This is a genomic window from Roseibium sp. SCP14, assembly GCF_040329475.1.
In the GTDB taxonomy this organism is placed as follows: domain Bacteria; phylum Pseudomonadota; class Alphaproteobacteria; order Rhizobiales; family Stappiaceae; genus Roseibium.
On sequence record NZ_JBDZYH010000003.1, the window covers coordinates 152,090 to 175,215 of the forward strand.

The window sequence follows — 23,126 nt, forward strand, 5'->3', positions numbered from 1 at the left end:
GTCACCAGAGAATTGGTTTGTTGATCAGGCGAAATTGTAGTCTTCGGACAGTTTTTGCGCGAACAGGTTATTCCTTCCAATGAAGTCGGTCAGAAACTCATGCAATCCCTCTTGATAGATCTCGCGCATCTGTTTTTCAGAAAGTGAGCGGGAAATCTCTCTTGCCATGTCCAGGCTGGGTTCACGCGAGCCATAGAACTGGCCCAGATCCTCGGCAGTGTCGGCGAGCCAGTGGTAACAATGGGCCAGAGAACGTGGCATTTCCCGCCGAAGGATGAGGAACTCCGCGATGTTGAACGGCTTGAGACGGGCATTCGGGTAGGCGAACCGGTAACTTCTTCTGCCTGAGAGAGCCCGCAAGATTGCCGACCATTGATATCGCTCCATGGAACCGTCATCGACAATGTCATTGTCCGGCAACAGCGAATAGTATTGCGTGTTGAGGATCCGCACGGTGTTGTCTGCCCGTTCGACAAAATTCCCCATCTGGCTGAAGTAGTATCCGTCATCACGCAGAATGGTGTTCAGAAGCGCACCGCGAAACAAGTGTGAGCGCTGGTTCGCCCAGGCAAGAAAATCGGGCAACTTTTCCTGATTGATGGTCTGGGGATTAACATCGGCAAAGTCGATCCAGGTGGTGTTGATGGCTTCCCAGAGTTCGGCGGTAATCCCGGTGCGTACAGCTCTGGCATTGTTGCGTGCCAGTTCCAGGCTGTTACGAATACTCACCGGGTTGTCCTTAGAGAACACCATGAAACTCACGACATTGCGAAGGTTCAGCTCGTCGTATCTTTCGTTGAAATCGCCTTCGCATCCGGAGCAGGACAAGGCGAAGGTCCAGTGGGTTCCGTGCTCCTGTCCGGTATGGGACATGATGGCGCCGCGATAGGCGACTTCCAGAAGTTTGGTCACGTTCTGAGCGCGCTCGTGATAGCGCGACATCCAAAACAGTGAAGAAGCGGTTCTTCCAAGCATCTAGTTCTCAGTCCTCAAGTACCCAGGTGTCCTTGGTGCCGCCGCCCTGGCTGGAATTGACGACGAGGGAGCCTTTTTTGAGTGCGACGCGGGTCAGACCGCCCGGCGTGATCCGGACCTGGTCGCCAATCAGAACAAAAGGGCGCAGATCCACGTGACGGGGTGCGACGCCGGAGGCCACATGGGTGGGGCAGGCCGACAACGCCAGGGTGGGTTGAGCAATGTAATTGGTAGGATTGGTTTCCAGGACTTTCCGGAAGTCGGCGATTTCTCGTTTCGAGGCCGTCGGGCCAATCAGCATGCCGTAACCGCCTGATCCATGAACTTCCTTGACCACGATATCCTGCAGATTGTCGAGCACATAGGCCAGGTCATCGGGCCGTGAGCAGTTCCAAGTCGGCACGTTGTTCAGGATTGGTTTCTGACCGGTATAGAACTCGATAATGTCCGGAACATAGGCGTAAATCGCCTTGTCGTCGGCAATGCCTGTGCCGGGGGCGTTGCAGATTGTTACGTTGCCCGCACGATAGGCATCGAACAGACCTGGCACACCGAGCATGCTGTCAGGATTGAAGGTGAGGGGATCGAGAAAGGCGTCATCAATGCGCCGGTAGATCACGTCCACCTGTTTCGGATCACGCGTGGTCCGCATGAAGACTTTGCCTGCGTCGACGAAGAGGTCGCGTCCTTCCACCAATTCAACGCCCATGGAATCGGCCAGAAACGCGTGTTCGAAGTAAGCGGAGTTGTAGATTCCCGGGGTGAGAACCACGACTGTCTGGGCCGACTTGGCCGGATCAGGGGCAACGCTTTCCAGGGTTCGGCGCAACAGTTCCGGGTACTGCTCGACCGGGGCGACCCTGTGCGTTTGAAAGAGTTCGGGAAACAGCCGCATCATCGTTTCACGGTTCTCCAGCATGTAGGAGACCCCGGAGGGAGTGCGGGTGTTGTCTTCCAGAACGTAGAATTCGTTTTCCGAAACCCGGACAAGATCTGTGCCGATAATGTGGGCATAGACCTTTCTGGCAGGAGTGAAGCCAGCCATTTCCGGCAGGAAGGCTTCGTTCTGAAGAATGAGATCGGCGGGAATGCGACCGGCCCGCAGGATTTCCTGCCGGTGGTAAATGTCGTGCATGAAGGCGTTTAGTGCCCGAACGCGCTGGTCGATCCCGGCTGAAAGGCGTCGCCATTCGGATGCTGAAATGATGCGGGGAATCGGGTCGAAGGGTATCAGGCGCTCAGTTGCTTCTTCAGCGCCGTAGACCGCGAAGGTAATTCCGAGACGGCGGAAGATCGTCTCGGCATCCCGGCTTTTCTTGGTGAGGAAATTCAGTGGCTTGTCTTCAAGCCATTCGGCGAGCCTTGAATACGGCTGGCGCGATCTGCCAGTCTCGTCAAGCATTTCATTGAAGAAAGTGCGAGCGTCCGCCATTGCCTCCCCTTTGCTATGCTTCGTTGTTGAGCAATCATGGCAAAATTCTGAAGGGTGTCAAAGGTCAATATCTCGGCGACGCTGCCTGGAATTTGGGCGCACGGGCTGTTTGAAGGGGGCTTGACGTGAGTTTTCTTTCGGCTCCAGGTATTCTTCGTGTGGTTGTAAAGAGTAGCGTTGCCTGATTATCGCCTCGAACGGTGTTGCCGTGACCGAACCATTCGAAATGCCTTGCCGGAACAGCTTTCTACACATGCGAAGAAGTTGTTCTATTGGGGGGAAGCGAAAACCCTTCTTGTTGAAAACGCTGGCAGAACAGGTGGCGGGCCTGACATCGGCGTAAATCTCCATAAGCCCATGTGCTGACTTTGCCAGATTTGGGGATCGTGGTACGGGCTGTGGGAACGAGTATTGGGAGGACCGGATGAAAGAAGTTCTGGCCGAATTGGAACGGCGCCGCGAAACGGCACGCCTTGGCGGTGGACAGCGTCGCATCGACTCACAGCATTCCAAGGGCAAGTTGACCGCGCGTGAACGTATCGAAATCCTGCTGGACGAAGGCTCCTTTGAGGAGTTCGATATGTTCAAGCAGCATCGCTGCAATGACTTCGGCATGGAGGAACAGCACATTCCCGGCGACGGCGTTGTCACCGGTTGGGGCACGGTAAACGGCCGGACAGTCTATGTGTTCTCGAAAGACTTCACAGTCTTTGGCGGCTCACTCTCCGAAACGCACGCTGAGAAGATCACCAAGCTGCAGGACATGGCTCTTCAGAACAGGGCGCCGGTCATCGGCCTGTTCGACGCCGGCGGTGCACGTATCCAGGAAGGTGTCGCGGCGCTTGGCGGTTACGGCGAGGTCTTCAAGCGAAACGTCCTGGCTTCCGGCGTCATCCCGCAGATCTCGCTGATCATGGGACCGTGCGCAGGCGGTGATGTTTACTCACCGGCGATGACCGATTTCATCTTCATGGTGCGCGACACTTCCTACATGTTCGTGACCGGTCCGGATGTCGTCAAAACCGTGACGAACGAGACAGTGACGGCGGAGGAACTGGGCGGTGCCTCGATCCACACGACCAAGTCCTCGATTGCGGACGGTGCTTTTGACAATGATGTCGAAGCTTTGCAGGAAATGCGCCGGTTGATCGACTTCCTGCCGATGAACAATCAGGCAGATCTGCCGGAGTTGACAAATTACGACGACCCTGACCGGGTCGACATGAGCCTGGATACGCTGATCCCGGACAATCCGAACAAGCCCTATGACATGAAGGAACTTGTTCTGAAAACCGTTGATGAGGGGGATTTCTACGAGCTGCAGGCAAATTTTGCTGCAAACATCATCACCGGTTTTGGCCGAATCGAAGGCCGGACGGTCGGCATCATCGCCAACCAGCCGATGGTTCTTGCCGGTGTTCTGGATTCCGATGCAAGTCGGAAAGCGGCCCGGTTTGTCCGGTTCTGCGACTGTTTCAGCATCCCGATCGTGACGTTTGTGGATGTTCCGGGGTTCCTTCCGGGTACGTCGCAAGAATATGGCGGCCTGATCAAGCACGGAGCGAAGCTGCTCTTTGCCTATTCGGAGGCGACTGTGCCGAAGATTACCGTCATCACGCGCAAGGCGTATGGCGGTGCATATGACGTCATGAGCTCAAAGCATATCAGTGGCGACATCAACTATGCCTGGCCCTCTGCGGAGATTGCGGTGATGGGGGCGAAAGGGGCGGTTGAAATCCTGTACCGCTCCGAGCTTGGAGACCCGGACAAGATCGCCAAGCGGACAAAGGACTATGAAGACCGGTTTGCAAATCCGTTCGTAGCAGCCGAGCGTGGATACATCGATGATGTCATCCGTCCGCACTCAACGCGCAGACGGGTTGCTAAGGCGTTGGCTCTGCTTCGGTCCAAGAAGGCGGAATTGCCGTGGAAGAAACACGACAATATTCCTCTGTGACGATATCGTTCTGACCGATGAATCAGGATACGAGCGGGCCGGTTTTCCGGCCCGTATTCGTTCTAGTCCCAGCGGTTGAAACCGCGTTGGAACAAGGGCTCCTTGCATTCATATGCGACAGGGCATTTGCGATTGTCCCGCGTCGGTCCGTATTGGACAAAGAGAACCTGATTGTAGTCGCAATAGCTTCTGTTTGAGACAAACATTGAATAGGTGTACTGGCCGGTCGTAAAAACCACAGCACCGTGTTGGCGAACCATGTTCTGGGCTTGTGAACAGGTCAGTTGCCGCAAATCCGGCCGCGCTTCAGCAGCTGTTGTGAGAAAAATGCTGCCAAGCGCAAGACTGGCTGTCAGCAGATGTGTTTTTCGCATTGATTTACCTCCCGCAAGTTCCGGGCAAGAATGTATCTATCAATTTCTACGCTAACTTGAATCTAGCAGATCTTACCTATACGTCAGTTACAAATTTAAGTGTGCGCCGGACTTCGTTACAAGGCTGTGACCGGCGCCACAAAATGCACGTTCGTTCAACTCAACGCGAGGCAGTCTGTCTTGCGAGATTTGAAGCGGATTCCAGTGCTTTCCAGAAAAAAAACCGAAGCGCTGAGAGCATTGAATTCCGATTAGTTTCGCTTTTCCCAATCGGTCGGGCATACAGCTCCCGGAAGAATGGTTTGTGCACCTTTCAGGGAAAAACCGGCATAACTGTCATCGTCGAACTTTACCGCCATGGTCTGGGCCGATCGAAGTTTGTGCCAGACATATCCGAAACTGTCCGCGCATGTTGCGCAGTCGCTGCCAACATAACCCTGTTTGTTGACGGGAAGGTCCAGGATCTCCTGATCCAGGATCAGTTTGATACGGGATTCGGGGGGCGGTGTTTTGCCTTCGATCTCGATGTGCAAAAGCGTGCCGTTGACCTTGCGCTCCGGATGACACCAGACCACAAAATTTGCGCCGACGTTGTTGGTCGTCCAATAACGTGTAAACCCGTCTACTTTTCCACTGTTCCACTTGCCGACTGTTTTTCCGGCAGCACTACTCGACAGTATGATGGACGCAATCAGGGCAATTGCAGCGCTCTTATTCATGAAGCCTCCCAGGCGAAATCTTGGTAGTTGTGCCGATCTATTGTTAAAATAACGTAAGAGAAGCAATCGCTTCGGCTGAAGCAAGGGGCGAGACAAACCTGATTTCCGGTCCAAGCAACCTGGAAATCGTCTCCATCCGTAAAACACCTCTCGCCCTTTGGATAAGTTGCGCCGTCTTTTGGCGCGTCCTACAAACGAAAAAACGATCCAGTTGGGTGGAAATACATGTTCTCGAAAATCCTTGTCGCCAACCGGGGCGAGATTGCGTGCCGGGTCATCAAGACAGCGCGCCGTATGGGCATCAAGACCGTTGCCGTCTATTCGGATGCGGACCGGGACGCTTTGCATGTCGAAATGGCAGACGAGGCAGTGCATATCGGTCCGGCTGCCGCAGCGGAGTCCTATCTCATTGCCGAGAAGATCATTGCTGCGTGCAAGGAAACCGGCGCCGAGGCGGTCCACCCCGGATATGGTTTCCTGTCGGAACGGGCAAGTTTCCCCCAAGCCCTCGCCAAGGAAGGGATTGTGTGGATCGGGCCCAATCCGCGCGCGATTGAGGCGATGGGAGACAAGATCGAATCCAAGAAATTTGCCAATGATGCAAATGTCAGCACGGTCCCCGGCTATCTCGGTGTCATCGAAACTCCTGATCACGCGGTGCAGATTGCCGAGGACATCGGTTATCCGGTGATGATCAAGGCGTCGGCCGGTGGCGGCGGCAAGGGCATGAGGATCGCCTGGAACGCGGATGAAGTGCGCGATGGCTATACAAGATCGAAGTCCGAAGCTGCATCTTCCTTCGGTGATGACCGTGTTTTCGTTGAGAAATTCATTGAAAATCCGCGCCACATCGAAATTCAGGTTCTGGGCGACAAGCATGGCAATGCCATTTATCTGGGTGAACGCGAATGTTCGATCCAGCGGCGCAACCAGAAAGTGATCGAAGAAGCTCCTTCGCCGCTTCTGGATGAAGAAACCCGCCGCAAGATGGGCGAACAGGCCGTGGCTCTGGCAAAGGCCGTTGATTATGACAGCGCCGGCACGGTTGAGTTTGTCGCCGGTCAGGACAAGAGCTTCTACTTCCTGGAGATGAACACCCGTTTGCAGGTGGAACACCCGGTGACCGAACTGATCACCGGCGTCGACCTGGTCGAGCAGATGATCCGGGTTGCCGCGGGCGAAGAACTGTCGATGGCGCAGGATGATGTGAAGCTGAACGGCTGGTCTGTTGAGAGCCGGATTTACGCGGAAGATCCTTACAGAAACTTCTTGCCGTCGATTGGCCGCCTTGTTCGCTATCAGCCGCCGGAAGAGATGTCGACAGAGACTTTGACGATCCGCAATGACACGGGCGTTGTCGAAGGATCCGAAATTTCGATGTTCTATGATCCGATGATCGCCAAGCTGATCACGCATGCTCCGACGCGTGCGGAGGCAATCGAAGCCATGAGTTCAGCACTCGACGCCTTCTACGTTGACGGCATCCAGCACAACGTTCCGTTCCTGACGGCGTTGATGAACCATCCGCGCTGGCGGTCCGGTGAACTTGCGACCAGTTTCATTGCCGACGAATATCCGGACGGCTTTTCGCATGCGGTTCCGGATGATGAAGCCTATGCAGTTCTTTCCGCAGTTGCGCTTTCCATGGGAGCACTGGAGCGAGAGCGTCTGGATCACCTGCCGGGACGTTTGCGGCAACACTCCGGTGCGATCCGCGAAGATTGGGTGGTCAAGCTGGACAAGACCTACGTACCAATCCGATTGGCGGCAGGCTATCCCGGTACACCGGTGGAACTTGATGTCGCCATCGGAGACGGTCCCGTCATGAATGTGGAATCGGATTGGTCGCCAGGGGATCATATCTGGGCCGGTAAAGTCGGGTCGCGTGAAGTGACGGTTCAGGTCCGCCAGGTTACCGGTGGCTACAGGTTGGATTGGCAAGGTTATTCGGTTCTGGCCAAGGTCATGACACCGCGCATTGCCGAACTTGATCAGCTTATGCCGGAGAAACTGCCGCCTGATACTTCAAAAATGTTGCTTTGCCCGATGCCGGGGTTGGTCGTTTCCATAGCGGTGACCGAAGGGCAGGAAGTCAAGGCAGGTGAACAGCTTGCCGTTGTTGAAGCAATGAAGATGGAAAACGTGTTGCGCGCAGAACGCGATTGCGTTGTTTCCGCCATCAAAGCGGATCCAGGAGACAGTCTGGCTGTTGATGCCGTGATCATGGAGTTTTCCTGAGCCGGCGGTGATTGACAGCTAACAGTTTCGCTCGGTACTTCAACGGCCTGTGACAAACGAGTCACGGGCCGTTTTGTTTTTCCTAAGGAGGGTGCATGGCGTATTCGACTATCCTGTTTGACCTTGATGGGACACTCACGGACCCATTCGACGGAATAACCCGTTCCATCCAGTACGCCCTGGACAAACTGGATGCGCCTGTCCCGGACGCCGGTGATTTGCGTTGGTGCATCGGCCCGCCGCTCTGGGACAGTTTTGAAGTTCTTCTGAAAACTGATGAGCGCTCAAGACTGGATGAGGCGGTAGCTCTTTATCGAGAGCGATACACGGTCACTGGCCTGTTCGAGAACACACTGATCTCCGGAATTCCTGATGCATTGCAGGATTTGCGTGATGCGGGGTATCGCCTGCATGTATGCACCTCAAAACCTCACGCCTATGCGGGCAAGATTGTGGAGCACTTCGAGCTGATGCCGCATTTCGGTACGGTTTACGGATCGGAACTCAGTGGAGAGCGGTCCGCCAAGGCGGAATTGATTGCCCACATCCTGAAGGAAGAAGGACTGTCGGCGTCGGAAACCGTGATGATCGGAGACCGGAAACACGACCTTATCGGAGCCAATGCCAACAATGTCGCGAGCATTGGCGTGCTTTGGGGGTACGGAAGCCATGAAGAACTGGCTTCCGAAGATCCGGTTCTCGTTGCGCAACAACCAGCTGAGATCGTCCAGCATTTAGGGATGGTTTCGGACAGCAACCGCTGATGACCAGCTGTCGATTGGTTGTTGCCAAATAGTCTCGGTGAGAAACGGAACTTGTTGAACTGGTATATGTCACTTTTGCTTCGAACGTTCTGCGTGTAGAAAGTGCCGATTGCCAACTCCAATCTATTTGGCCAATTCGATGTAATCCGAAAGCACACATTGCAAGAGTGAGAGTGGATCCGCGCCGGCGGAGCCATATGCGTGTGCATCTGACCGGGGCAAAGACATGCTTCCCGGATTACATCGAGAGAAATCATGGAATTGATAAAGTACCAGCGGACGCGGCACCTTGAAGGGTCGCGGCTGCAGGCTGGTGACTTGTCAGACGATCAGCCACTTTCTGAGCTGGCCGGACAATCGCTTGTTGTTGAAGAAAAAATTGACGGTGCCAACTGCGCAGTCTCGTTTGACGAGAATGGGACTCTGTTGCTGCAAAGTCGTGGACATTTTCTCAACGGTGGACATCGAGAACGGCACTTCAGCCTCCTGAAGACATGGAGTTCCGTTCACGCCGACCGTTTCAGAGAAGTCCTGGGCACGCGCTATGTCATGTACGGAGAATGGCTTTATGCAAAGCACACTGTCTTTTATGACTGGCTGCCGCATTTCTTTCTCGAGTTCGACCTTTATGACAAGGAGACCAACTCGTTCCTAAGCACAACCAGACGCCGAGACGTCCTGTGTGGCTTACCGATTATGCCTGTCCCGGTTATCGGAGAAGGGGAACTAAAGTCCGTCAAACAGGCTGAAAAACTGGTTCGGCCGTCGCTTTACAAGTCTCCAGAATGGCGAGAGGTTTTGCTAGAGGCAACTGCGGAATCCGGTAGCAGGCTGGACATGGTGGAACGGCAGACAGAGGACTCCGATCTTGCGGAGGGCCTTTACCTGAAACATGAAGACGAAACCAGCGTGCTTGGACGGTTCAAGTTTGTCCGGGCAGGTTTCATACAGGCTATCACGGCAGCTGATGGTCATTGGCAGTCGCGCCCCATACTTTCGAACCGGCTCGCAGAGGGAATAGATATCTTTGCTCCTGTTCTTGGCGTGAAGGGAGCCTACGATGATGATGCGTAAGCAACCTGATCCGGCGACATTCTCTGAGCTCCTGCGCCTTGTTCCCAATGGACCAACCTGGTTTGTCCTTTGGGACAGGATTTGGCGTCTCTGGCCTCAGCTGCCAGCGCTTGACCGCTGCCCGCAAGATCCCGTTCATCATGCGGAAGGTGACGTCGGCACGCATACGCGAATGGCTGTGGAAGCCTTGATCGCGTCGGCTGCCTGGCGCGCGCTGGGCGCGGAAGACCGCTCGTGTCTGTTCTGGACAGCCATGCTGCATGACATTGGCAAGCCCGCGACGACCAGACTTGAGGAAGATGGGCGGATTTCTTCTCGCGGTCATTCCAGAGTAGGGGCTGCAATTGCACGCAAGCTACTTTGGGAAGCCGGTGCACCGTTCGAATGGCGCGAGCAGGTATGTCGGCTCATTGCCGCTCATCAGTTGCCATTCTGGTTGATAGAGCGGGACAATCCCGAGCGGCTCGCGATCGAGACTTCGTGGAAGTGCCGCCCTGATCTTCTGTGTCTTCACGCTCTGGCCGATGCGCAGGGGAGGGATTGCCCGGACAAATCCGCGATCCTCGACAATGTCGCGCTTGCGCAACTCGTCTTTGGTGACGTCGGGTGCGGTTCCGTTCGATTTTCGTTTGCGAATGACGAAAGCCGACTGGCCTATTTCGAGAAGCCGGAGCGAGATCCAAGGTATCACGCACATGAAGCGTTTCGTTGCCGGGTAACTCTCATGTCCGGTCTTCCTGGATCAGGCAAGGATACTTGGATAGCTAGACACAGTCCGGAGCTTCCAGTGGTCAGTCTTGATAGTCTCCGGGAAGAGCTGGGTGAAGCTTCGACGGGCAATCAGGGGCGGGTGATCCAGGCTGCCTTTGAACTTGCCCGGGTATACTCGCGAGAGGGACAGGACTTTGTCTGGAATGCAACGAATGTGACTGCTCAATTGCGAGCAAAGCCGCTCCGGTTGTTTCGTGACTATGGGGCGTATGTCGAAATTGTCTATCTGGAGCCAACGCCGGCAAGACTGTTCGAACAGAACCGGAAGCGAAGAGCCGCGATCCCGGAGGCCGCGCTCGCGAAACTTGCAGAGAAGTTGGAACCTCCCGGCGACTGGGAAGCGCATCATGTCAGGCGATTTGTAAAAGATAGCTCCTCGGACTGACATCTCTTGCGACCGGACATTTCTCAAAGAACGTCCGGTCGCCTGCAACCATCAATTCGGACCTGGCGCGCAGGGTAGGATCTCAAGTCGGGAATATTTCAGTGATACTGAAAAATTGATGCGGCTGTCATTGTCATTGCGAAAAATCGAAGTTAAATAACGGGATAGAGAACAGTTCTCGGGGCGGGGTGGAAGTCCCCACCGGCGGTATCAGGGAAACTTGGAGCCCGCGAGCGCCTTGGCACGATTTGGAACGCCAGGGGTCAGCAGATCCGGTGAGATGCCGGAGCCGACGGTTACAGTCCGGATGATAGAGAACTTGGCTGCGGGCTCTGAAATGAGGGTCAACGGGCGCGTGTCTTTTGGGGCTGTTCTGGAAGAAGAACTGGAACGGACCTGAGATATGACGGAACTTTCGGCAACATTCACCCAAAAACCGCTGCTTGCTGCTCTGGCGATGGTTGGCGCTGGCGCGTCATTTGCGCTGGTCAATGGAGCGTTGCAGGCGTCGACCATGCAGCTTGGTGTGCCATCCACGTCGGCGGCGTTCTGGCAATATGCACTTGGCCTGCTTGTGGCATTGCCGTGGGTGTTGCGCAGAGGCCGAATGGCCTTGAAGACAAGACAAATCGGCTGGCACCTTCTTCGCGGTGCGTTTGCCGTTGTCGGCATTCAGCTTTGGGTCGCCGGTCTTGCCCGCGTCGAGATCTGGCAGGCAATTGCCCTGGTGATGACTTCTCCATTCTTCGTCATCATTGGGGCGAAGCTGTTTTTTGGCGAGCATGTCGGCATGGTTCGCTGGCTGGCGACCCTTGCAGGATTTTCTGGCGGGATGGTGATCCTTCAACCGTGGACGGAAGCCTTCAACTGGAGCGCGCTGCTGCCGATTGGAGCAGCCGCGTTCTGGGCAGGGACGTCGCTGGTCACCAAGAAATTGACCAAAACGGAACAGGCAGACACCATAACGCTATACCTTTTGTTGCTGTTGACGCCGGTCAACGCTCTTCTGGCTCTGGGCGATGGGGAAATTCTACCGTCCGGAGCTGCACTCTGGTTGTTGGTGGGGGCAGGTGTTCTGACTGTTGTCGCCAACTATCTGCTGACGCTGGCCTATCAGAAAGCGGATGCAGCATTTGTTCAGCCGTTCGATCACCTGAAACTGCCCCTGAACATTGCGGTCGGCTTTCTCGCTTTCGGTTTTGCACCGTCAGGAGCATTCTGGCCCGGAGCCCTGGTGATTGTGGGGGCCTCTCTTCTTGTCATGCTGGACGAACAGAAGCGCGCCGCACGACAAACGGCAGCAGGAGAAGTGTGAGAATAACGCCTCAAATGCGGAAAATTTCCGGATTCGGCGGTCTTGATTTATGATTCTCCTGTTTTGTTGATTGGAGGGCCCAATGACCGCCGATCCCTTGAACGTTCATGTTCTGATTGAAGGCCGGGTGCAAGGAGTGGGTTACAGGGTTTGGTGCGCTGAAGAGGCAGAAGCGCGCAATTTATCCGGATGGGTTCGAAATCGAAGATCCGGAGCCGTTGAGGCCGTGTTCTTCGGCCCTTCGGATACGGTCGTTGATATGCTCGATGTGTTGTGGCAAGGACCTTCCTTTGCACGGGTCACCACCATCAAGGATCTCGATCCGGTAGACCCGGAAAATGGCGTATTTGCCATTCGCGATACGGTCTAGCCGGTCGCTGTCAATTGCCCATTGTATATCAATTACGAAATTCAATGTTGAGTTGTTATTGAAATATCGCAATGATCTGATTTCTCGCATGGAACAATCGGGACTTTGAGTCACACGATCAGTGTTGCCAAGTCCCGTGTTGAGTAACCCTAGGAGATTTCTCGTGAAGATTGCGATTCTCGGTGGAGACGGTTTTGTTGGTTGGCCAACTTCCCTGCACTTGTCCGACCAGGGGCATGAAGTTCATATCATCGACAATTTGAGCCGCCGCTGGATCGATGCCGAACTGGGGGTGCAATCACTCACACCGATGGATTCCATTCAAGAGCGTGTGCGCATCTGGAAACAGGAAACCGGGAAGACCATCCAGTTTCACCTGATCGACATTGCCGATGAGTACGAAGTGCTCAAGGCCTGGTTGTCAGAGAACCGTCCGGACGCGATCATTCATTTTGCCGAACAGCGTGCCGCGCCTTATTCAATGAAGTCGGACGGGCACAAGAATTATACGGTCAACAACAACGTCAATGCTACTCACCATCTCCTGAATGCGATGGTGGAGCTGGATCTGGATGCTCATCTGGTCCATCTGGGTACGATGGGTGTTTACGGCTACTCCAGTGTTGGCGCTGCCATCCCTGAGGGATATCTTGGCGTGGATGTCGAGACGCTGTCCGGTGAGAAGGTCAATCAGGAAATCCTCTATCCGGCAAATCCTGGCTCGATCTATCACATGACCAAGTGTCTGGATCAGCTTCTGTTCCAGTTCTATGCCAAGAATGATGCACTGCGGATCACGGACCTCCACCAGGGGATTGTCTGGGGCACACATACTGAACAGACGCTGCGCCACAAACAGCTGATCAACAGGTTCGACTATGATGGCGATTATGGAACGGTTCTGAATCGCTTCCTCATCCAGGCTGCCATCGACTATCCGCTGACCGTTCACGGCACTGGAGGACAAACCAGAGCCTTTATCCACATCCAGGATTCGGTGCGCTGCATTGAAATTGCGTTGAGCAATCCGCCGCAAAAGGGTGACCGGGTAAAGGTGTTCAACCAAATGACCGAAACCCACCGGGTGAGGGATCTGGCGGAACTGATTTCCCGCCTGACCTGTGCAAAGGTCGCCTACTTGCCGAACCCGCGTAAGGAAGCACCCGAAAACGACCTGGTGGTTGAAAACAAGCAATTCCTTGAACTCGGGCTTAATCCGATTACACTTGCGGACGGTCTGTTGAGTGAGGTTGTCGACGTGGCGAAAACATTTGCCTACCGTGTCGATCGAAGCCGGGTTCCCGCGGCTTCAGCCTGGACAAAAGAAATTGCCGAAGAAATCGAACACGATCCGGAACATCCACGTCTCAAGTCGGTTTCCTGAGGACGCCAGATGGTTGATGTTCCCGAGTTCGACCGAGCTCCGGCCAGCAAAAACGCCTACGTAACCCTGGTCACCAACGGGGATTATGTTCTCGGGGCGACCGCTCTATTACGGTCGCTACGCCGGACTTCAACAGAAGCGGACCTGGTCGTGCTTTATACGCCAGGTGTCAATCCGGCAGACATTGAGACCTTGCGCGAGTTTGAACCCCGGTTGGGACGGTGTGAGAGGCTGCCGACTTCCGAGGCGTTCAACGAACGGCATGAACGGGGACGGCTTCACAGGGCAGCGCCTTTCACGAAAGGTGGCAAACCGGTGTTTCACACGCCGCTGGACAACTTCGTCAAGCTGCGCCTCTGGCAGCTGACGGAGTATGAGAAGGTCGTTTTCATCGATGCGGATGCACTTGTCCTGAAGAACTGCGACAAGCTGTTTGCTTATCCCCAATTCTGTGGAGCGCCGAATGTCTATGAGAGCGGCGCTGATTTTCACAGGCTCAACAGCGGCGTGTTCACAGCCGAACCGAGCGATGCGACTTTCAGGGACATGCTGCAAAAGTTGGATCAGCCGGAAGTTTTTTGGCGTCGCACGGACCAGACCTTCCTTGAAACCTATTTTCCGGACTGGCACGGCCTGCCGGTTTTCTACAACATGCTGCAATATGTCTGGTTCAATCTGCCAGACCTCTGGCGCTGGAGCGACATTCACATTCTGCATTTTCAGTATGAAAAGCCCTGGCAGGAAAATCACGAAAAAGCGGGTCTTGTTCGCCCGCTGATCGATCTCTGGCGGGCCTACGCAACTGGTGAGGGGATGCCGGAAAACGTGTCGCAACTTGCAGATCCTGGATCTGGAAATCCGTAAGCCCTTCGTTTGCCGCATGCTGTTGGAGTATAAGAACTCCGACTCGCGCCCTTTGGGATGCGGTTTTGAAAGCGAACATGTGTGAGCGTCTTTCCGGGACTTTCTGATGCATTTACTTATTACCGGTGCCAACGGCGTTGTCGGTCGTTTCATCACCAGACGGATGCTGGATGACGGTCACAAAGTGACTGCGCTGGGACGACGGCCCGTGGAAGGCTGCAGGACCGGATTTTGCCGGTTTGACCTGTCGGAAGCACCTCCGGAGTTGCCGGAAGCTGACATACTCGTCCACTGTGCGTTTCAGCATGAACCCGGAAAATATCGCGGTGGTGAGGGAGACGACCCTCATGGGTTCATCCAGGCCAATGCCGAAGGAACGCAGCGTTTGTTCGAGGCCGCGAAGCGGGCAGGTGTACGGCACTGCGTGTTTCTCTCAAGCCGCGCCGTCTATACGGATACCGGGAATTGGGCTGTCTTGAACGAGAACTCGGAGACGCAGTCGGATTCCCTTTATGGGCAAGTGAAACTTGCCGGGGAAGAAGCCCTCAAGTCGCTCTGCGATGAGGCGTTTTCCGGTAGTGTCCTTCGTGCAACCGGGGTCTACGGCTGCCCTCCCGGCCTGAGTGAACACAAATGGAGTGATTTGTTCATCCGTTTGGAAAATGGTGAGGATATTGCTCCGCGCCTTGGAACCGAAGTCCACGGAGAAGATCTGGCCGATGCCGTTTTGAAGGTGTTGAACCGAAACACCTCCCAAGGGAACAGTTTTGAAGTTTTCAACGTGTCCGACCTTCTTCTCGACCGGCAGGACCTTCTTAAAAGCTATGCGCGCGTGAGAAACATATCGGTGGATTTGCCGGCGCGGGCACCTGGTCCCTTGGGCGTCATGGATGCAGGCAAGCTGAAAGTGCTGGGTTGGCAACCGGGCGGTAGCGCACGGTTGCAGTCCTTTCTTGAGAAAAGTTGTGTCGCCGAGGCAGGCAATCAGGACTGATTGCTGCTTCTAGGCAGCTTCGACTGGGCCAAAGATCTTTTCAAACTCGCCGCGCAAGACCGAATCGCTCTCAGCCATCGTGACGGGGATGCCAAGATCCACGAGGCTCGTGACGCCATGTTCGGTAATGCCGCATGGAACGATGCCGGAAAAATGCTCCAGTTCGGGTTCGACGTTGAAACTTATGCCGTGAAACGTCACCCATTTGCGCAACCGAATGCCGATGGCTGCAATCTTGTCTTCCACATTCGTGCCTTTCTCCGGGCGCCGAACCCAGACACCAACCCGGTCCTCCCGGCGTTCGCCGCGAATGTGGTAGTGCCAGAGCGAATTGATCAGCCAGGCTTCGAGCGCGGACACAAAGGCGCGCACATCCTGATGCCGCCGCCTCAGGTCCAGCATTACATAGGCAACCCTTTGGCCCGGGCCATGATAGGTGTGCTGGCCGCCGCGGCCTGTCCGATAGACGGGAAAACGGTCTGGAGCGACCAGATCGCTGTCGTCAGCTCGTTTTCCTGCGGTGTAGATGGGGGGGTGTTCCAGCAGCCAAACTTGCTCGCGCGCTTCACCGGCAATGATTCTCTGCACGCGTTCGTCCATCGCGGCCAGGGCGACCTCATAGTCAACGAGTTCGTCGGATATTTTCCATTCGACGGGTGCTGTGCCCGGTTTCGGCAGGAAATTGACGGATAGGTTGTCTCTTTCGTCAGGTGACATGTGGATGACAGTTCTTTGTTTTTTGAGCTGGCTTGCCGGGCCGTGGTATGGTTAAGCGCTGGCGGGTATCGCCTATTTAAGGAACCAAGCGTCCGATGACCACCTTTGATGAAATCAAAGTCGATATTTCCGTCGTTCTCGGTGAGTCCGAAATGCCGGTCCATCAGCTTCTGCGCATGGGCCGCGGTGCAGTCATCGACCTCGACGTCAACGAGGATGACGACGTGAAGATTTATGCGAACAACACGCTCGTTGCCAGAGGGCAGGTGGTGTTGCTGGGCGAACGGATCGGCATTTCCATTACGGAAGTTTTGATGCGTGCACCGGAGATCAGGCCCATGCGGACCGACGGTCCGCTCTGAGCGATAATGAGCTGCTTTCAAAAGAAATTTTGCATGCCTGTGAATTATTGCCAATTCAGTACTTGCGCCCCCAAATTCCTTTTGCTACATGGGGCGCCTCGACGCTGAGAGGCGCCGAAAACAATCGAATAAGCGGTCGTGGCGGAATTGGTAGACGCGCAGCGTTGAGGTCGCTGTGGGGTAAAACCCGTGGAAGTTCGAGTCTTCTCGACCGCACCATTCTCTCCGGAGATTGGTATTAAAAAAACCGGCCTTGCGCCGGTTTTTTTGCGTCTGCACTCAAGTACGACGTTTGTTGGAGACCCGGTGAACGGTGCGATTGGCTGTTTCACGATGCAAATGCCTCGATTTCAGCCTTTCGGAGCGTCTTCCAACTGTTCAGTTCAAGCCGTTACATTCTTGACCGGTGCCTTTGCCCTGACATGCTGGCTGACGAGAAGAGCCACAAAACCGGTGAAACCAACGCCGAACAGTGCGATACCGGCAATGCCCCAGTGATCGTGGCCGAATGTTGCGTATCCAAACATGGATACGCAGGCGACCAGGGCGAAAAGTCTCTCCATCGCGGTCAACCAGATCTTTTGGACCCCGTAGATCAACATCGTCATTGTGAGCAGGGCCACCGGTATGGCGATCAAGGAAAGGACGGTGGTCATTGCATTTTCCGAACGCAGGTTGAGCAGCGGATTGAAGACGATCAGGTAGGGGATGATGAAGCCCGCGATGGAAAGCTTGAAGGCTTTCAGCGAGGTCGCGAAATAGTTGGCACCGGAAATTGCCGATGCGGCCAGTGCGCCCAGGGCGACTGGGGGCGTGACCGCGGACAGAATGGCGAAATAGAAGCAGAAGAAGTGCGCGGAAATCACCGGAACGCCCATCTTGATCAACGTGGGTACAGCAACGATGGCAACGAGGCTATAGGCAGCCACGGGTGGCACGCCGCAACCAAGGATGATCGATACGATCATCGTGATCACCAGACCCATGAGCATGTTTCCTGCACTCAACAGCTCGACCAGGCCGGCAATCTTGGCGCCGAGGCCAGTTGTGATCAGTGTCTGCGAAATGAGCCCGACCACGCATAGCGAAATGCCGATTTTTGCGCCGACCGCTGCGCCGTTGGTCAAAGCTTCCAGAAATTCGTTCACGGTTGGCTTTGGGCCGGACCTGAAGAAACTGAGTACAAAAGCCGCCAGGATTGCCCAAAAGGCCGCCACGGCCGGGCTCATGCGCAAGAGAAGAAGAACGGTAATGATCCCGACCGGAATGATGAAAAGCGGCAGACCGCGCAAAATCAATCCAAGATCGGCAGCTTCACGGGGAGGCTCAATGTCCTCAGCAACAGAAACATATTGCACGGCCGCCATGATACCGAGATAGAACAGGATTGCCGGAAGAATGCCCGCCAACATGATGTCCGCGTATGGCACGCCGACAAAAAAGGCCATAAGGAATGCAGCGGCTCCCATTACAGGTGGCATCAACTGACCACCTGTCGACGCGGTTGCCTCAATGCCTCCCGCGAGTGCTCCTGAATATCCGACGCGTTTCATATAGGGAATTGTAAACGCGCCAGTTATTGCCACGTTGGCAACAGAAGCTCCCGAAACCATGCCGACCAGCGAGCTTGAAATCACCGCCGTCTGGCCTGGGCCACCCCTCAGCCGTGCGCCGGCCAGTTTTCCGATCTCGTTGAGAGCATCCGTAACGTTCATGACGCTGAGCAGGGCGCCGAACACCACAAACAGAAAGATCTGATTGGCGGAGATGGACAGAAAGTTCCCGTAAACACCTGACAGGCCGATGGACAGGTAAGAGATCACATAGTCGAAGCTGAAGGAGCGGTGGAAAAGCGGTCCTGGAATCAGATGCCCCAACAGAAAGTAGGCAACGAATACCGCGGCAACGATCGGCAGGGTCCACCCCCAGGCGAGGCGGGTTCCTTCCAGGGCCAAAAGAACGATGACGACGCCGACAAAAACGTCCATAGGCCCGGGAAATCCGTATAGTTCTTCCAGATGGTTCAGATTGAAGCCGACATAGGCCGTGACGGCGAGACCGGCAGCAAGCAACATGCCGTTGATTACGAAGCGTAGCCGCGTCGGGCTTGCTGCCATCGCCGACAGAAACACCATTGAGAAGATGAAGGCCAGATGGATGTTCTGGTTCTCGATGCTCCCGATCAGCAGGAACTGCGCGCTGATCAAGTGGTAGAGCACCATGCAAAGTCCGAGGATCATCAAGGCGCGGCGGGCGAGACCGCGCAGGCTATCGCCCGTTGCATTTGCTGTGTCTGCGGACATCATCCGGCCTCCCTCCGGTGCGCTTATTCTACGATTCCGGCTTCTCGATAGGCCCGCAGGGCACCAGGATGGATGTTCTCGGGATCCCAGCCATAGGCGAGGGACTTGGCCGACATCAGTTTTCCGAGCGCGTGATAGTCTCCGAACTGGCCGACATTGTCGATCAGTGTCCGGGTGACTTCATAAGCAGCGTCATCGTCGAGTTCGGGATAGGACACCCATGCGATTGCGTCGAAGAATGCCTCAAGGTCGCGATCTACGCCCTCAACGGATCCGGCCGGAACGGACAGGTGATTCATGGCAATGCCTTTGTCGATGACGGCCTGTACGGCATCCTTGCCCCACGGAATGTGGTAGAGCTTTTTGCCAGCAGCCAGCAGTTCCACCGTTTGAGGGCTTGGTTTGAACTCGCCGGTCAATGGGTCTGCATATCCACCGACAATCGCCGCATCCACGGAGCCGTTGAGCAGTGCCTGTGCAGCGTCCTTGGTACCCAGGCGCTCGATGGTGATCTTGTCTTCCATCTGCCATCCATCACGAATGATGTGCATGGGCTCAATGGTCCACAGGATCTGCGGCGGGCGGCCGAGAGCGATCGTCTTGCCCTCAAGGTCGGCGGCACTTTTTATTTCAGGATCGAAGGTGGCAAGCCAAACCGAACCGAGCAGGTAGTTGCCGATCAGCTTGACGTCCGGCAGCTTGTTATCGAAAGGTTTCTGGCCGCTGGTTGCCAGATAGTTGATCCCGGTTGTGAAGGCCATGAAGGTGTTTTTCTTCATGTCCGGATCTTTGTTCAGCTGCTTGGCGTTGTAAACCAGTCCCGGTGTTTCCGATGAGGTGACCTGCACCTTGTCTGAGTGTTTGGCGACGATTTGTTCGACCGCATTGCCAAGAACATAGGAACCGGTGCCAAACGGGCCGGTGATCAGCGAGATTTGGGTCTTGTCGGTCGCCTGTCCGGACACGGGAACAAGGGTTGCTGTCGTTATTATTCCGAGCGTTGCCAGCATTCTTTTCATGTTGCCAATCCTCCCATTGGTATTGTTATGCGTCAGATCACCTGCTTGTTCCGCAGGGTTGTGATTTCTGCGTCGCTCAGGCCAAGGCGGCCGGCATATATGGTGTTGTTATCCGCACCGAGAGCGGGGCCGGGCGAGTGAACGGACCCGGGGGTGCGCGAGAAGTTCGGGGTGACGCCCTGCATGCGCACCGATCCCAGTTCGTCGTCCTCCAGACCTACGATCATCTGGTTGGCAATCACCTGCGGGTCAGTGAAAAGCTCATCGATGGTTCGGACCTTGGCAGCGGTCACACTGAAAGCCTCCAGTTCACTGCAGGCTTCCTCCGCGCTTCGCTGAGCGAACCAGTCACCGATAATCTCGTCCAACTGGTCGGCATGTTGCAGACGCGAAACATTGGTCTGGAAGCGTGGATCGATGATAAGGTCCTCACGACCTATTGCGGATGCAAGCCGTTCGAACAGGGTCTGAGTGCTGGCTGCGACCGTGCACCACTGATCATCGCGTGCCTGGTAGCAATTGCCGGGAGCAGCATACGGGTTGCGATTGCCGGTCCGTTGCCGGACCTCGCCCAACTGGTCGTATTCAATCGGCAAAAAGTCGAGAATGCGGAACATCGATTCAAACAGCGAAACGGAAACGACCTGGCCCTTTGCGTCCGGGTTTGTCTGCCGCTCCAGAAGTGCCATCAGAATTCCGAGAGCACCAAACAGACCAGTAACCGAGTCTGCGATCGGGTAGCCCGGATGCATTGGTGCGCTGTCAGCCTGTCCACACAGCGACAGGAAACCTGACATGGCGTCGGCAACGCGCGCGAAGCCGGGGCGATTTGCATATGGACCCTCTTGGCCAAAAGCGCTTACCCGAAGGATCGTCAGCTTCGGATTGACTGCCCACAGATCTTCCGGTCCGATCCCCCATTTCTCGATGGTGCCCGGACGGAAATTTTCAATGAGAACATCGCATTCCTGAACCAGGTTTTTGACGATCTCGACGCCTTCCGGCGTGCGCAGATCAAGGGTAATTCCCTTCTTGTTGCGGTTGATGACCTTGGCCCACAGCGAGACGCCGTTCTTGTGTGGCCGAAGTGCCCGCAATCCGTCGCCATCGCCGGGCATTTCGACTTTCAATACGTCAGCGCCGAAATCAGCGAGCAGGCCACCAGCCAACGGTCCTGCAATGATGGTTGCAATGTCCAGAACCTTGAGACCGCGCAGCGGACCGGTTGCCTGATCCGCGCTGTTCTGTTGCCCCGGTTGGGGCTGCATTTTGTTAAGCAACGGATTGCTCCGATCCCAAGATGTTGCTCAACTCGTCAGCCGATCTGCGAACAGTTTCCGCGAACAACTCTTTTCGTTCCGGTTTGCGGTTGCGACTGGACGGCATGATGATGGCAATTGACCCCATAACCGTACCGTTGGGGCCTCGGAAAGCCGCCGCGTAGCCGGCAGCATCGGGAACGCGCTGACCTTCGGTGGTCGCAAATCCTTCCGCGCGGGCCTTTTCCAGACCAGATCGGATGAACACGGGCGACAAGTCCCCGCCATCGGCCAGGCGAATGCCCGGGGCAGCCAGAATGTTTTCAGTTTCCTGTTCGGGAAGTTGTGACAGGATTGCCCAACCTGCAGCACCCACACGCAGGTCTGCACGAAAACCCTGACCGAGTGTGTATCGAACGGGCTGAGGTGAGTGAATCTCGCTCACGACCACGGCTTCACGTCCTTCGCGCAGATTGATGTCGACGGTTTCGCCGGTGGCCTCGCGCGCTGCCTGAATGATCGGTTGGGCACGGGAGATCAGGCCCGAAGGATCAAGCAGCGCTCGCGCCATCGAAATCAGTCCGTACGAAATCGAATAGATGCCCGTGCGCGCATCCTTGTTGAGCAGGCCTTCGGCGAAAAGTGTTTCGGCAAGCCGGAAGGTCGTAACCTTGTTCAATCCCGTGCGAGCCGTCAGCTCAGCAAGCGTCAGTGATCTCTCTCCTTCGTCGAAACACCTCAGCACTGCCACAGCACGCGACACCGTCTGCAAAGTACCGCTTTGCTCTTCTTTCTTGTCTTTCAAACCAGCCTCCCTACCGGTTAAAACAGAGTATTTCATATAGTGAAATAGAATTGCATTATTTGAAATAATGAAAAGCAGAAACGGGATTACTTGTCAACCAGTCGGTCGAGGGAGTGGTTTTTAGATTTTACTTTCAATATCTTAGAGGTCCTGACCCAATCGGGGCAGGGAAACCGGTTTGAAATGCCTACGAAATCAACGCTGTGCTTGTTTGGAAAATAAACCGAGGGCTGTGAGGGCGGCAACGCAAACAGTCTGGTGCAGCGCTTGTCATCGGCTCCAGCGGTTTCTGAATTACCGGAAGATGGTTTGATAAGCTCTCATCGCGCCAGGATTCACTTTACTGGAGTCATGAGAGGTTAGATTTGAAAAGGACCGGCATGGGAAATTGCCGAATCTGCCATACGTGGGAAAGCGTGAAATGGCGCTCCCTTCTGAGTACCGCCAGATGAGGTTCTAATTCATGACGCACCTGTTTTCGAAACGTGTTGGCCGTGCTTCGTCATTCACAAATTTCGGGTCCTGGCCAAAGAGCGGATCGACACAGGAAAAATCGGCCTGGCGGGATCTTCGAGAGATGCCGTTCCAACTGCTCATCTTGCTGGCTGTGTCTATCGTCCATTTTTCCGGAGTGGCCTCAGCTCAATCTCTCTCGACCAATCCGGCGAACTTCAGGGGGATGACTTGTCAGCAACTCTGGTACGTGGAGCAGGAAATCCTGGCCGAAGGGCGGGTCTGTCTGAAGACGGAGCGGGCGCGGCGGGCATTCAGCCGGGCTGAACGCTGCATATCGGCAGACGAGAGCATTTTGCCGCGCAAGGCGCGTGATTACCTCGGTCAGTTGAGACAGACGGCGAGAGACAAGGGCTGTTCGGGTTTCTGACCCGTCCTTGGCGCTTTTAAGGCGCCAAGTGTCGGGTTTCGTTTCAAAAAAACAGCCAAGCGTGCCTAAGCTTGTGGACTTGTTTCCCTTTTCCGGTGGCGCTTTTGCCCTGCAAACGTTAGTTCTGGTCGGGGAATGCCGGTAGAGCGCTACCGGAAGCAG

Annotated in this window: 21 protein-coding genes, 1 tRNA gene and 1 riboswitch; of the genes, 13 read left to right on the forward strand and 9 right to left on the reverse strand. The window is 55.3% G+C overall.

Going from position 1 to position 23,126, the window contains the following annotated elements:
- Positions 1-24 precede the first annotated feature (24 nt).
- The gene (locus tag ABLQ08_RS13425) at positions 25-975 is read right to left on the reverse strand and encodes an alpha-E domain-containing protein (RefSeq protein WP_352942988.1); all 951 of its coding nucleotides are present in this window, start codon (positions 973-975) and stop codon (positions 25-27) included.
- 7 nt (positions 976-982) lie between these two features.
- Positions 983-2,407: a circularly permuted type 2 ATP-grasp protein gene (locus tag ABLQ08_RS13430; protein ID WP_352942990.1), complete on the reverse strand. Its 1,425-nt coding sequence runs from the start codon at positions 2,405-2,407 to the stop codon at positions 983-985.
- 424 nt (positions 2,408-2,831) lie between these two features.
- Between ABLQ08_RS13430 and ABLQ08_RS13435 the strand changes: the two genes are divergently transcribed.
- The gene (locus ABLQ08_RS13435; RefSeq protein ID WP_352942993.1) at positions 2,832-4,364 is read left to right on the forward strand and encodes an acyl-CoA carboxylase subunit beta; all 1,533 of its coding nucleotides are present in this window, start codon (positions 2,832-2,834) and stop codon (positions 4,362-4,364) included.
- 62 nt (positions 4,365-4,426) lie between these two features.
- Here the strand turns inward: ABLQ08_RS13435 and ABLQ08_RS13440 are convergent, their stop codons facing one another.
- Positions 4,427-4,738, reverse strand: a complete 312-nt coding sequence (locus tag ABLQ08_RS13440; protein ID WP_352942995.1) for a hypothetical protein — start codon at positions 4,736-4,738, stop codon at positions 4,427-4,429.
- Between the two features lie 251 nt (positions 4,739-4,989).
- Positions 4,990-5,457: a hypothetical protein gene (locus ABLQ08_RS13445; protein ID WP_352942997.1), complete on the reverse strand. Its 468-nt coding sequence runs from the start codon at positions 5,455-5,457 to the stop codon at positions 4,990-4,992.
- A gap of 225 nt (positions 5,458-5,682) precedes the next feature.
- On the opposite strand from ABLQ08_RS13445, the gene ABLQ08_RS13450 reads away from it, so the two are divergent.
- From ABLQ08_RS13450 to ABLQ08_RS13490, 9 genes are all read left to right on the forward strand, one after another.
- Positions 5,683-7,695: an acetyl/propionyl/methylcrotonyl-CoA carboxylase subunit alpha gene (locus ABLQ08_RS13450; protein WP_352943000.1), complete on the forward strand. Its 2,013-nt coding sequence runs from the start codon at positions 5,683-5,685 to the stop codon at positions 7,693-7,695.
- A gap of 95 nt (positions 7,696-7,790) precedes the next feature.
- Positions 7,791-8,459 carry an HAD family hydrolase gene (locus ABLQ08_RS13455; RefSeq protein WP_352943003.1) on the forward strand — a complete coding sequence of 223 codons (669 nt, stop codon included), beginning with the start codon at positions 7,791-7,793 and terminating at the stop codon, positions 8,457-8,459.
- 255 nt (positions 8,460-8,714) lie between these two features.
- The gene (locus ABLQ08_RS13460) at positions 8,715-9,533 is read left to right on the forward strand and encodes an RNA ligase family protein (RefSeq protein WP_352943006.1); all 819 of its coding nucleotides are present in this window, start codon (positions 8,715-8,717) and stop codon (positions 9,531-9,533) included.
- A complete protein-coding gene (locus tag ABLQ08_RS13465) occupies positions 9,520-10,689 on the forward strand; it encodes an AAA family ATPase (RefSeq protein ID WP_352943009.1) in 1,170 nt (389 codons plus the stop codon). The genes ABLQ08_RS13460 and ABLQ08_RS13465 overlap by 14 nt, the downstream gene beginning before the upstream one ends.
- Positions 10,690-10,859: 170 nt before the next feature.
- Positions 10,860-11,012, forward strand: a riboswitch (FMN riboswitch).
- Positions 11,013-11,092: 80 nt separating this feature from the next.
- Positions 11,093-12,004 carry a DMT family transporter gene (locus ABLQ08_RS13470; RefSeq protein ID WP_352943011.1) on the forward strand — a complete coding sequence of 304 codons (912 nt, stop codon included), beginning with the start codon at positions 11,093-11,095 and terminating at the stop codon, positions 12,002-12,004.
- An 82-nt stretch (positions 12,005-12,086) separates the two neighbouring features.
- On the forward strand, positions 12,087-12,374 hold the full coding sequence (locus ABLQ08_RS13475) for an acylphosphatase (RefSeq protein WP_352943014.1): 288 nt from the start codon (positions 12,087-12,089) through the stop codon (positions 12,372-12,374).
- A gap of 163 nt (positions 12,375-12,537) precedes the next feature.
- The gene (locus ABLQ08_RS13480) at positions 12,538-13,758 is read left to right on the forward strand and encodes an NAD-dependent epimerase/dehydratase family protein (protein WP_352943017.1); all 1,221 of its coding nucleotides are present in this window, start codon (positions 12,538-12,540) and stop codon (positions 13,756-13,758) included.
- Positions 13,759-13,767: 9 nt separating this feature from the next.
- Positions 13,768-14,622 (forward strand): glycosyltransferase family 8 protein, encoded by an 855-nt coding sequence (locus ABLQ08_RS13485; RefSeq protein ID WP_352943020.1) that lies wholly within the window; start codon positions 13,768-13,770, stop codon positions 14,620-14,622.
- 106 nt (positions 14,623-14,728) lie between these two features.
- On the forward strand, positions 14,729-15,616 hold the full coding sequence (locus ABLQ08_RS13490) for an NAD-dependent epimerase/dehydratase family protein (RefSeq protein WP_352943023.1): 888 nt from the start codon (positions 14,729-14,731) through the stop codon (positions 15,614-15,616).
- A 9-nt stretch (positions 15,617-15,625) separates the two neighbouring features.
- Here the strand turns inward: ABLQ08_RS13490 and lipB are convergent, their stop codons facing one another.
- Positions 15,626-16,333, reverse strand: coding sequence for a lipoyl(octanoyl) transferase LipB (gene lipB / locus ABLQ08_RS13495; RefSeq protein WP_352943025.1), 708 nt, complete (start codon positions 16,331-16,333; stop codon positions 15,626-15,628).
- A gap of 95 nt (positions 16,334-16,428) precedes the next feature.
- Here lipB and ABLQ08_RS13500 point away from each other — a divergent pair, with 95 nt between their 5' ends.
- Positions 16,429-16,695 (forward strand): FliM/FliN family flagellar motor switch protein, encoded by a 267-nt coding sequence (locus tag ABLQ08_RS13500; RefSeq protein ID WP_352943028.1) that lies wholly within the window; start codon positions 16,429-16,431, stop codon positions 16,693-16,695.
- 132 nt (positions 16,696-16,827) lie between these two features.
- Positions 16,828-16,914, forward strand: a tRNA-Leu gene (locus ABLQ08_RS13505).
- Between the two features lie 164 nt (positions 16,915-17,078).
- Here ABLQ08_RS13505 and ABLQ08_RS13510 read toward each other — a convergent pair.
- Genes ABLQ08_RS13510 through ABLQ08_RS13525 form a run of 4 tightly spaced genes read right to left on the reverse strand, consistent with a single transcriptional unit; the run spans position 17,079 to position 22,081 of the window.
- Complete coding sequence (locus ABLQ08_RS13510) at positions 17,079-18,998, reverse strand: TRAP transporter permease (protein WP_352943031.1); 1,920 nt, start codon at positions 18,996-18,998, stop codon at positions 17,079-17,081.
- Positions 18,999-19,021: 23 nt separating this feature from the next.
- Positions 19,022-20,017: a TAXI family TRAP transporter solute-binding subunit gene (locus ABLQ08_RS13515; RefSeq protein WP_352943033.1), complete on the reverse strand. Its 996-nt coding sequence runs from the start codon at positions 20,015-20,017 to the stop codon at positions 19,022-19,024.
- A 32-nt stretch (positions 20,018-20,049) separates the two neighbouring features.
- Positions 20,050-21,297: a CaiB/BaiF CoA transferase family protein gene (locus tag ABLQ08_RS13520; protein WP_352943036.1), complete on the reverse strand. Its 1,248-nt coding sequence runs from the start codon at positions 21,295-21,297 to the stop codon at positions 20,050-20,052.
- Positions 21,290-22,081 (reverse strand): IclR family transcriptional regulator, encoded by a 792-nt coding sequence (locus ABLQ08_RS13525; protein WP_352943038.1) that lies wholly within the window; start codon positions 22,079-22,081, stop codon positions 21,290-21,292. The genes ABLQ08_RS13520 and ABLQ08_RS13525 overlap by 8 nt, the downstream gene beginning before the upstream one ends.
- A gap of 463 nt (positions 22,082-22,544) precedes the next feature.
- Between ABLQ08_RS13525 and ABLQ08_RS13530 the strand changes: the two genes are divergently transcribed.
- Positions 22,545-22,964, forward strand: a complete 420-nt coding sequence (locus tag ABLQ08_RS13530) for a hypothetical protein (RefSeq protein WP_352943040.1) — start codon at positions 22,545-22,547, stop codon at positions 22,962-22,964.
- Positions 22,965-23,126: the final 162 nt, after the last annotated feature.

Bases quoted from the DNA above. Each gene is read 5' to 3' on its own strand.
- ABLQ08_RS13425 (WP_352942988.1), bottom strand. From the start codon at position 975: ATGCTTGGAAGAACCGCTTCTTCACTGTTTTGGATGTCGCGCTATCAC.
- ABLQ08_RS13430 (WP_352942990.1), bottom strand. From the start codon at position 2,407: ATGGCGGACGCTCGCACTTTCTTCAATGAAATGCTTGACGAGACTGGC.
- ABLQ08_RS13435 (WP_352942993.1), top strand. From the start codon at position 2,832: ATGAAAGAAGTTCTGGCCGAATTGGAACGGCGCCGCGAAACGGCACGC.
- ABLQ08_RS13440 (WP_352942995.1), bottom strand. From the start codon at position 4,738: ATGCGAAAAACACATCTGCTGACAGCCAGTCTTGCGCTTGGCAGCATT.
- ABLQ08_RS13445 (WP_352942997.1), bottom strand. From the start codon at position 5,457: ATGAATAAGAGCGCTGCAATTGCCCTGATTGCGTCCATCATACTGTCG.
- ABLQ08_RS13450 (WP_352943000.1), top strand. From the start codon at position 5,683: ATGTTCTCGAAAATCCTTGTCGCCAACCGGGGCGAGATTGCGTGCCGG.
- ABLQ08_RS13455 (WP_352943003.1), top strand. From the start codon at position 7,791: ATGGCGTATTCGACTATCCTGTTTGACCTTGATGGGACACTCACGGAC.
- ABLQ08_RS13460 (WP_352943006.1), top strand. From the start codon at position 8,715: ATGGAATTGATAAAGTACCAGCGGACGCGGCACCTTGAAGGGTCGCGG.
- ABLQ08_RS13465 (WP_352943009.1), top strand. From the start codon at position 9,520: ATGATGATGCGTAAGCAACCTGATCCGGCGACATTCTCTGAGCTCCTG.
- ABLQ08_RS13470 (WP_352943011.1), top strand. From the start codon at position 11,093: ATGACGGAACTTTCGGCAACATTCACCCAAAAACCGCTGCTTGCTGCT.
- ABLQ08_RS13475 (WP_352943014.1), top strand. From the start codon at position 12,087: ATGACCGCCGATCCCTTGAACGTTCATGTTCTGATTGAAGGCCGGGTG.
- ABLQ08_RS13485 (WP_352943020.1), top strand. From the start codon at position 13,768: ATGGTTGATGTTCCCGAGTTCGACCGAGCTCCGGCCAGCAAAAACGCC.
- ABLQ08_RS13490 (WP_352943023.1), top strand. From the start codon at position 14,729: ATGCATTTACTTATTACCGGTGCCAACGGCGTTGTCGGTCGTTTCATC.
- lipB (WP_352943025.1), bottom strand. From the start codon at position 16,333: ATGTCACCTGACGAAAGAGACAACCTATCCGTCAATTTCCTGCCGAAA.
- ABLQ08_RS13500 (WP_352943028.1), top strand. From the start codon at position 16,429: ATGACCACCTTTGATGAAATCAAAGTCGATATTTCCGTCGTTCTCGGT.
- ABLQ08_RS13510 (WP_352943031.1), bottom strand. From the start codon at position 18,998: ATGTCCGCAGACACAGCAAATGCAACGGGCGATAGCCTGCGCGGTCTC.
- ABLQ08_RS13515 (WP_352943033.1), bottom strand. From the start codon at position 20,017: ATGAAAAGAATGCTGGCAACGCTCGGAATAATAACGACAGCAACCCTT.
- ABLQ08_RS13530 (WP_352943040.1), top strand. From the start codon at position 22,545: ATGACGCACCTGTTTTCGAAACGTGTTGGCCGTGCTTCGTCATTCACA.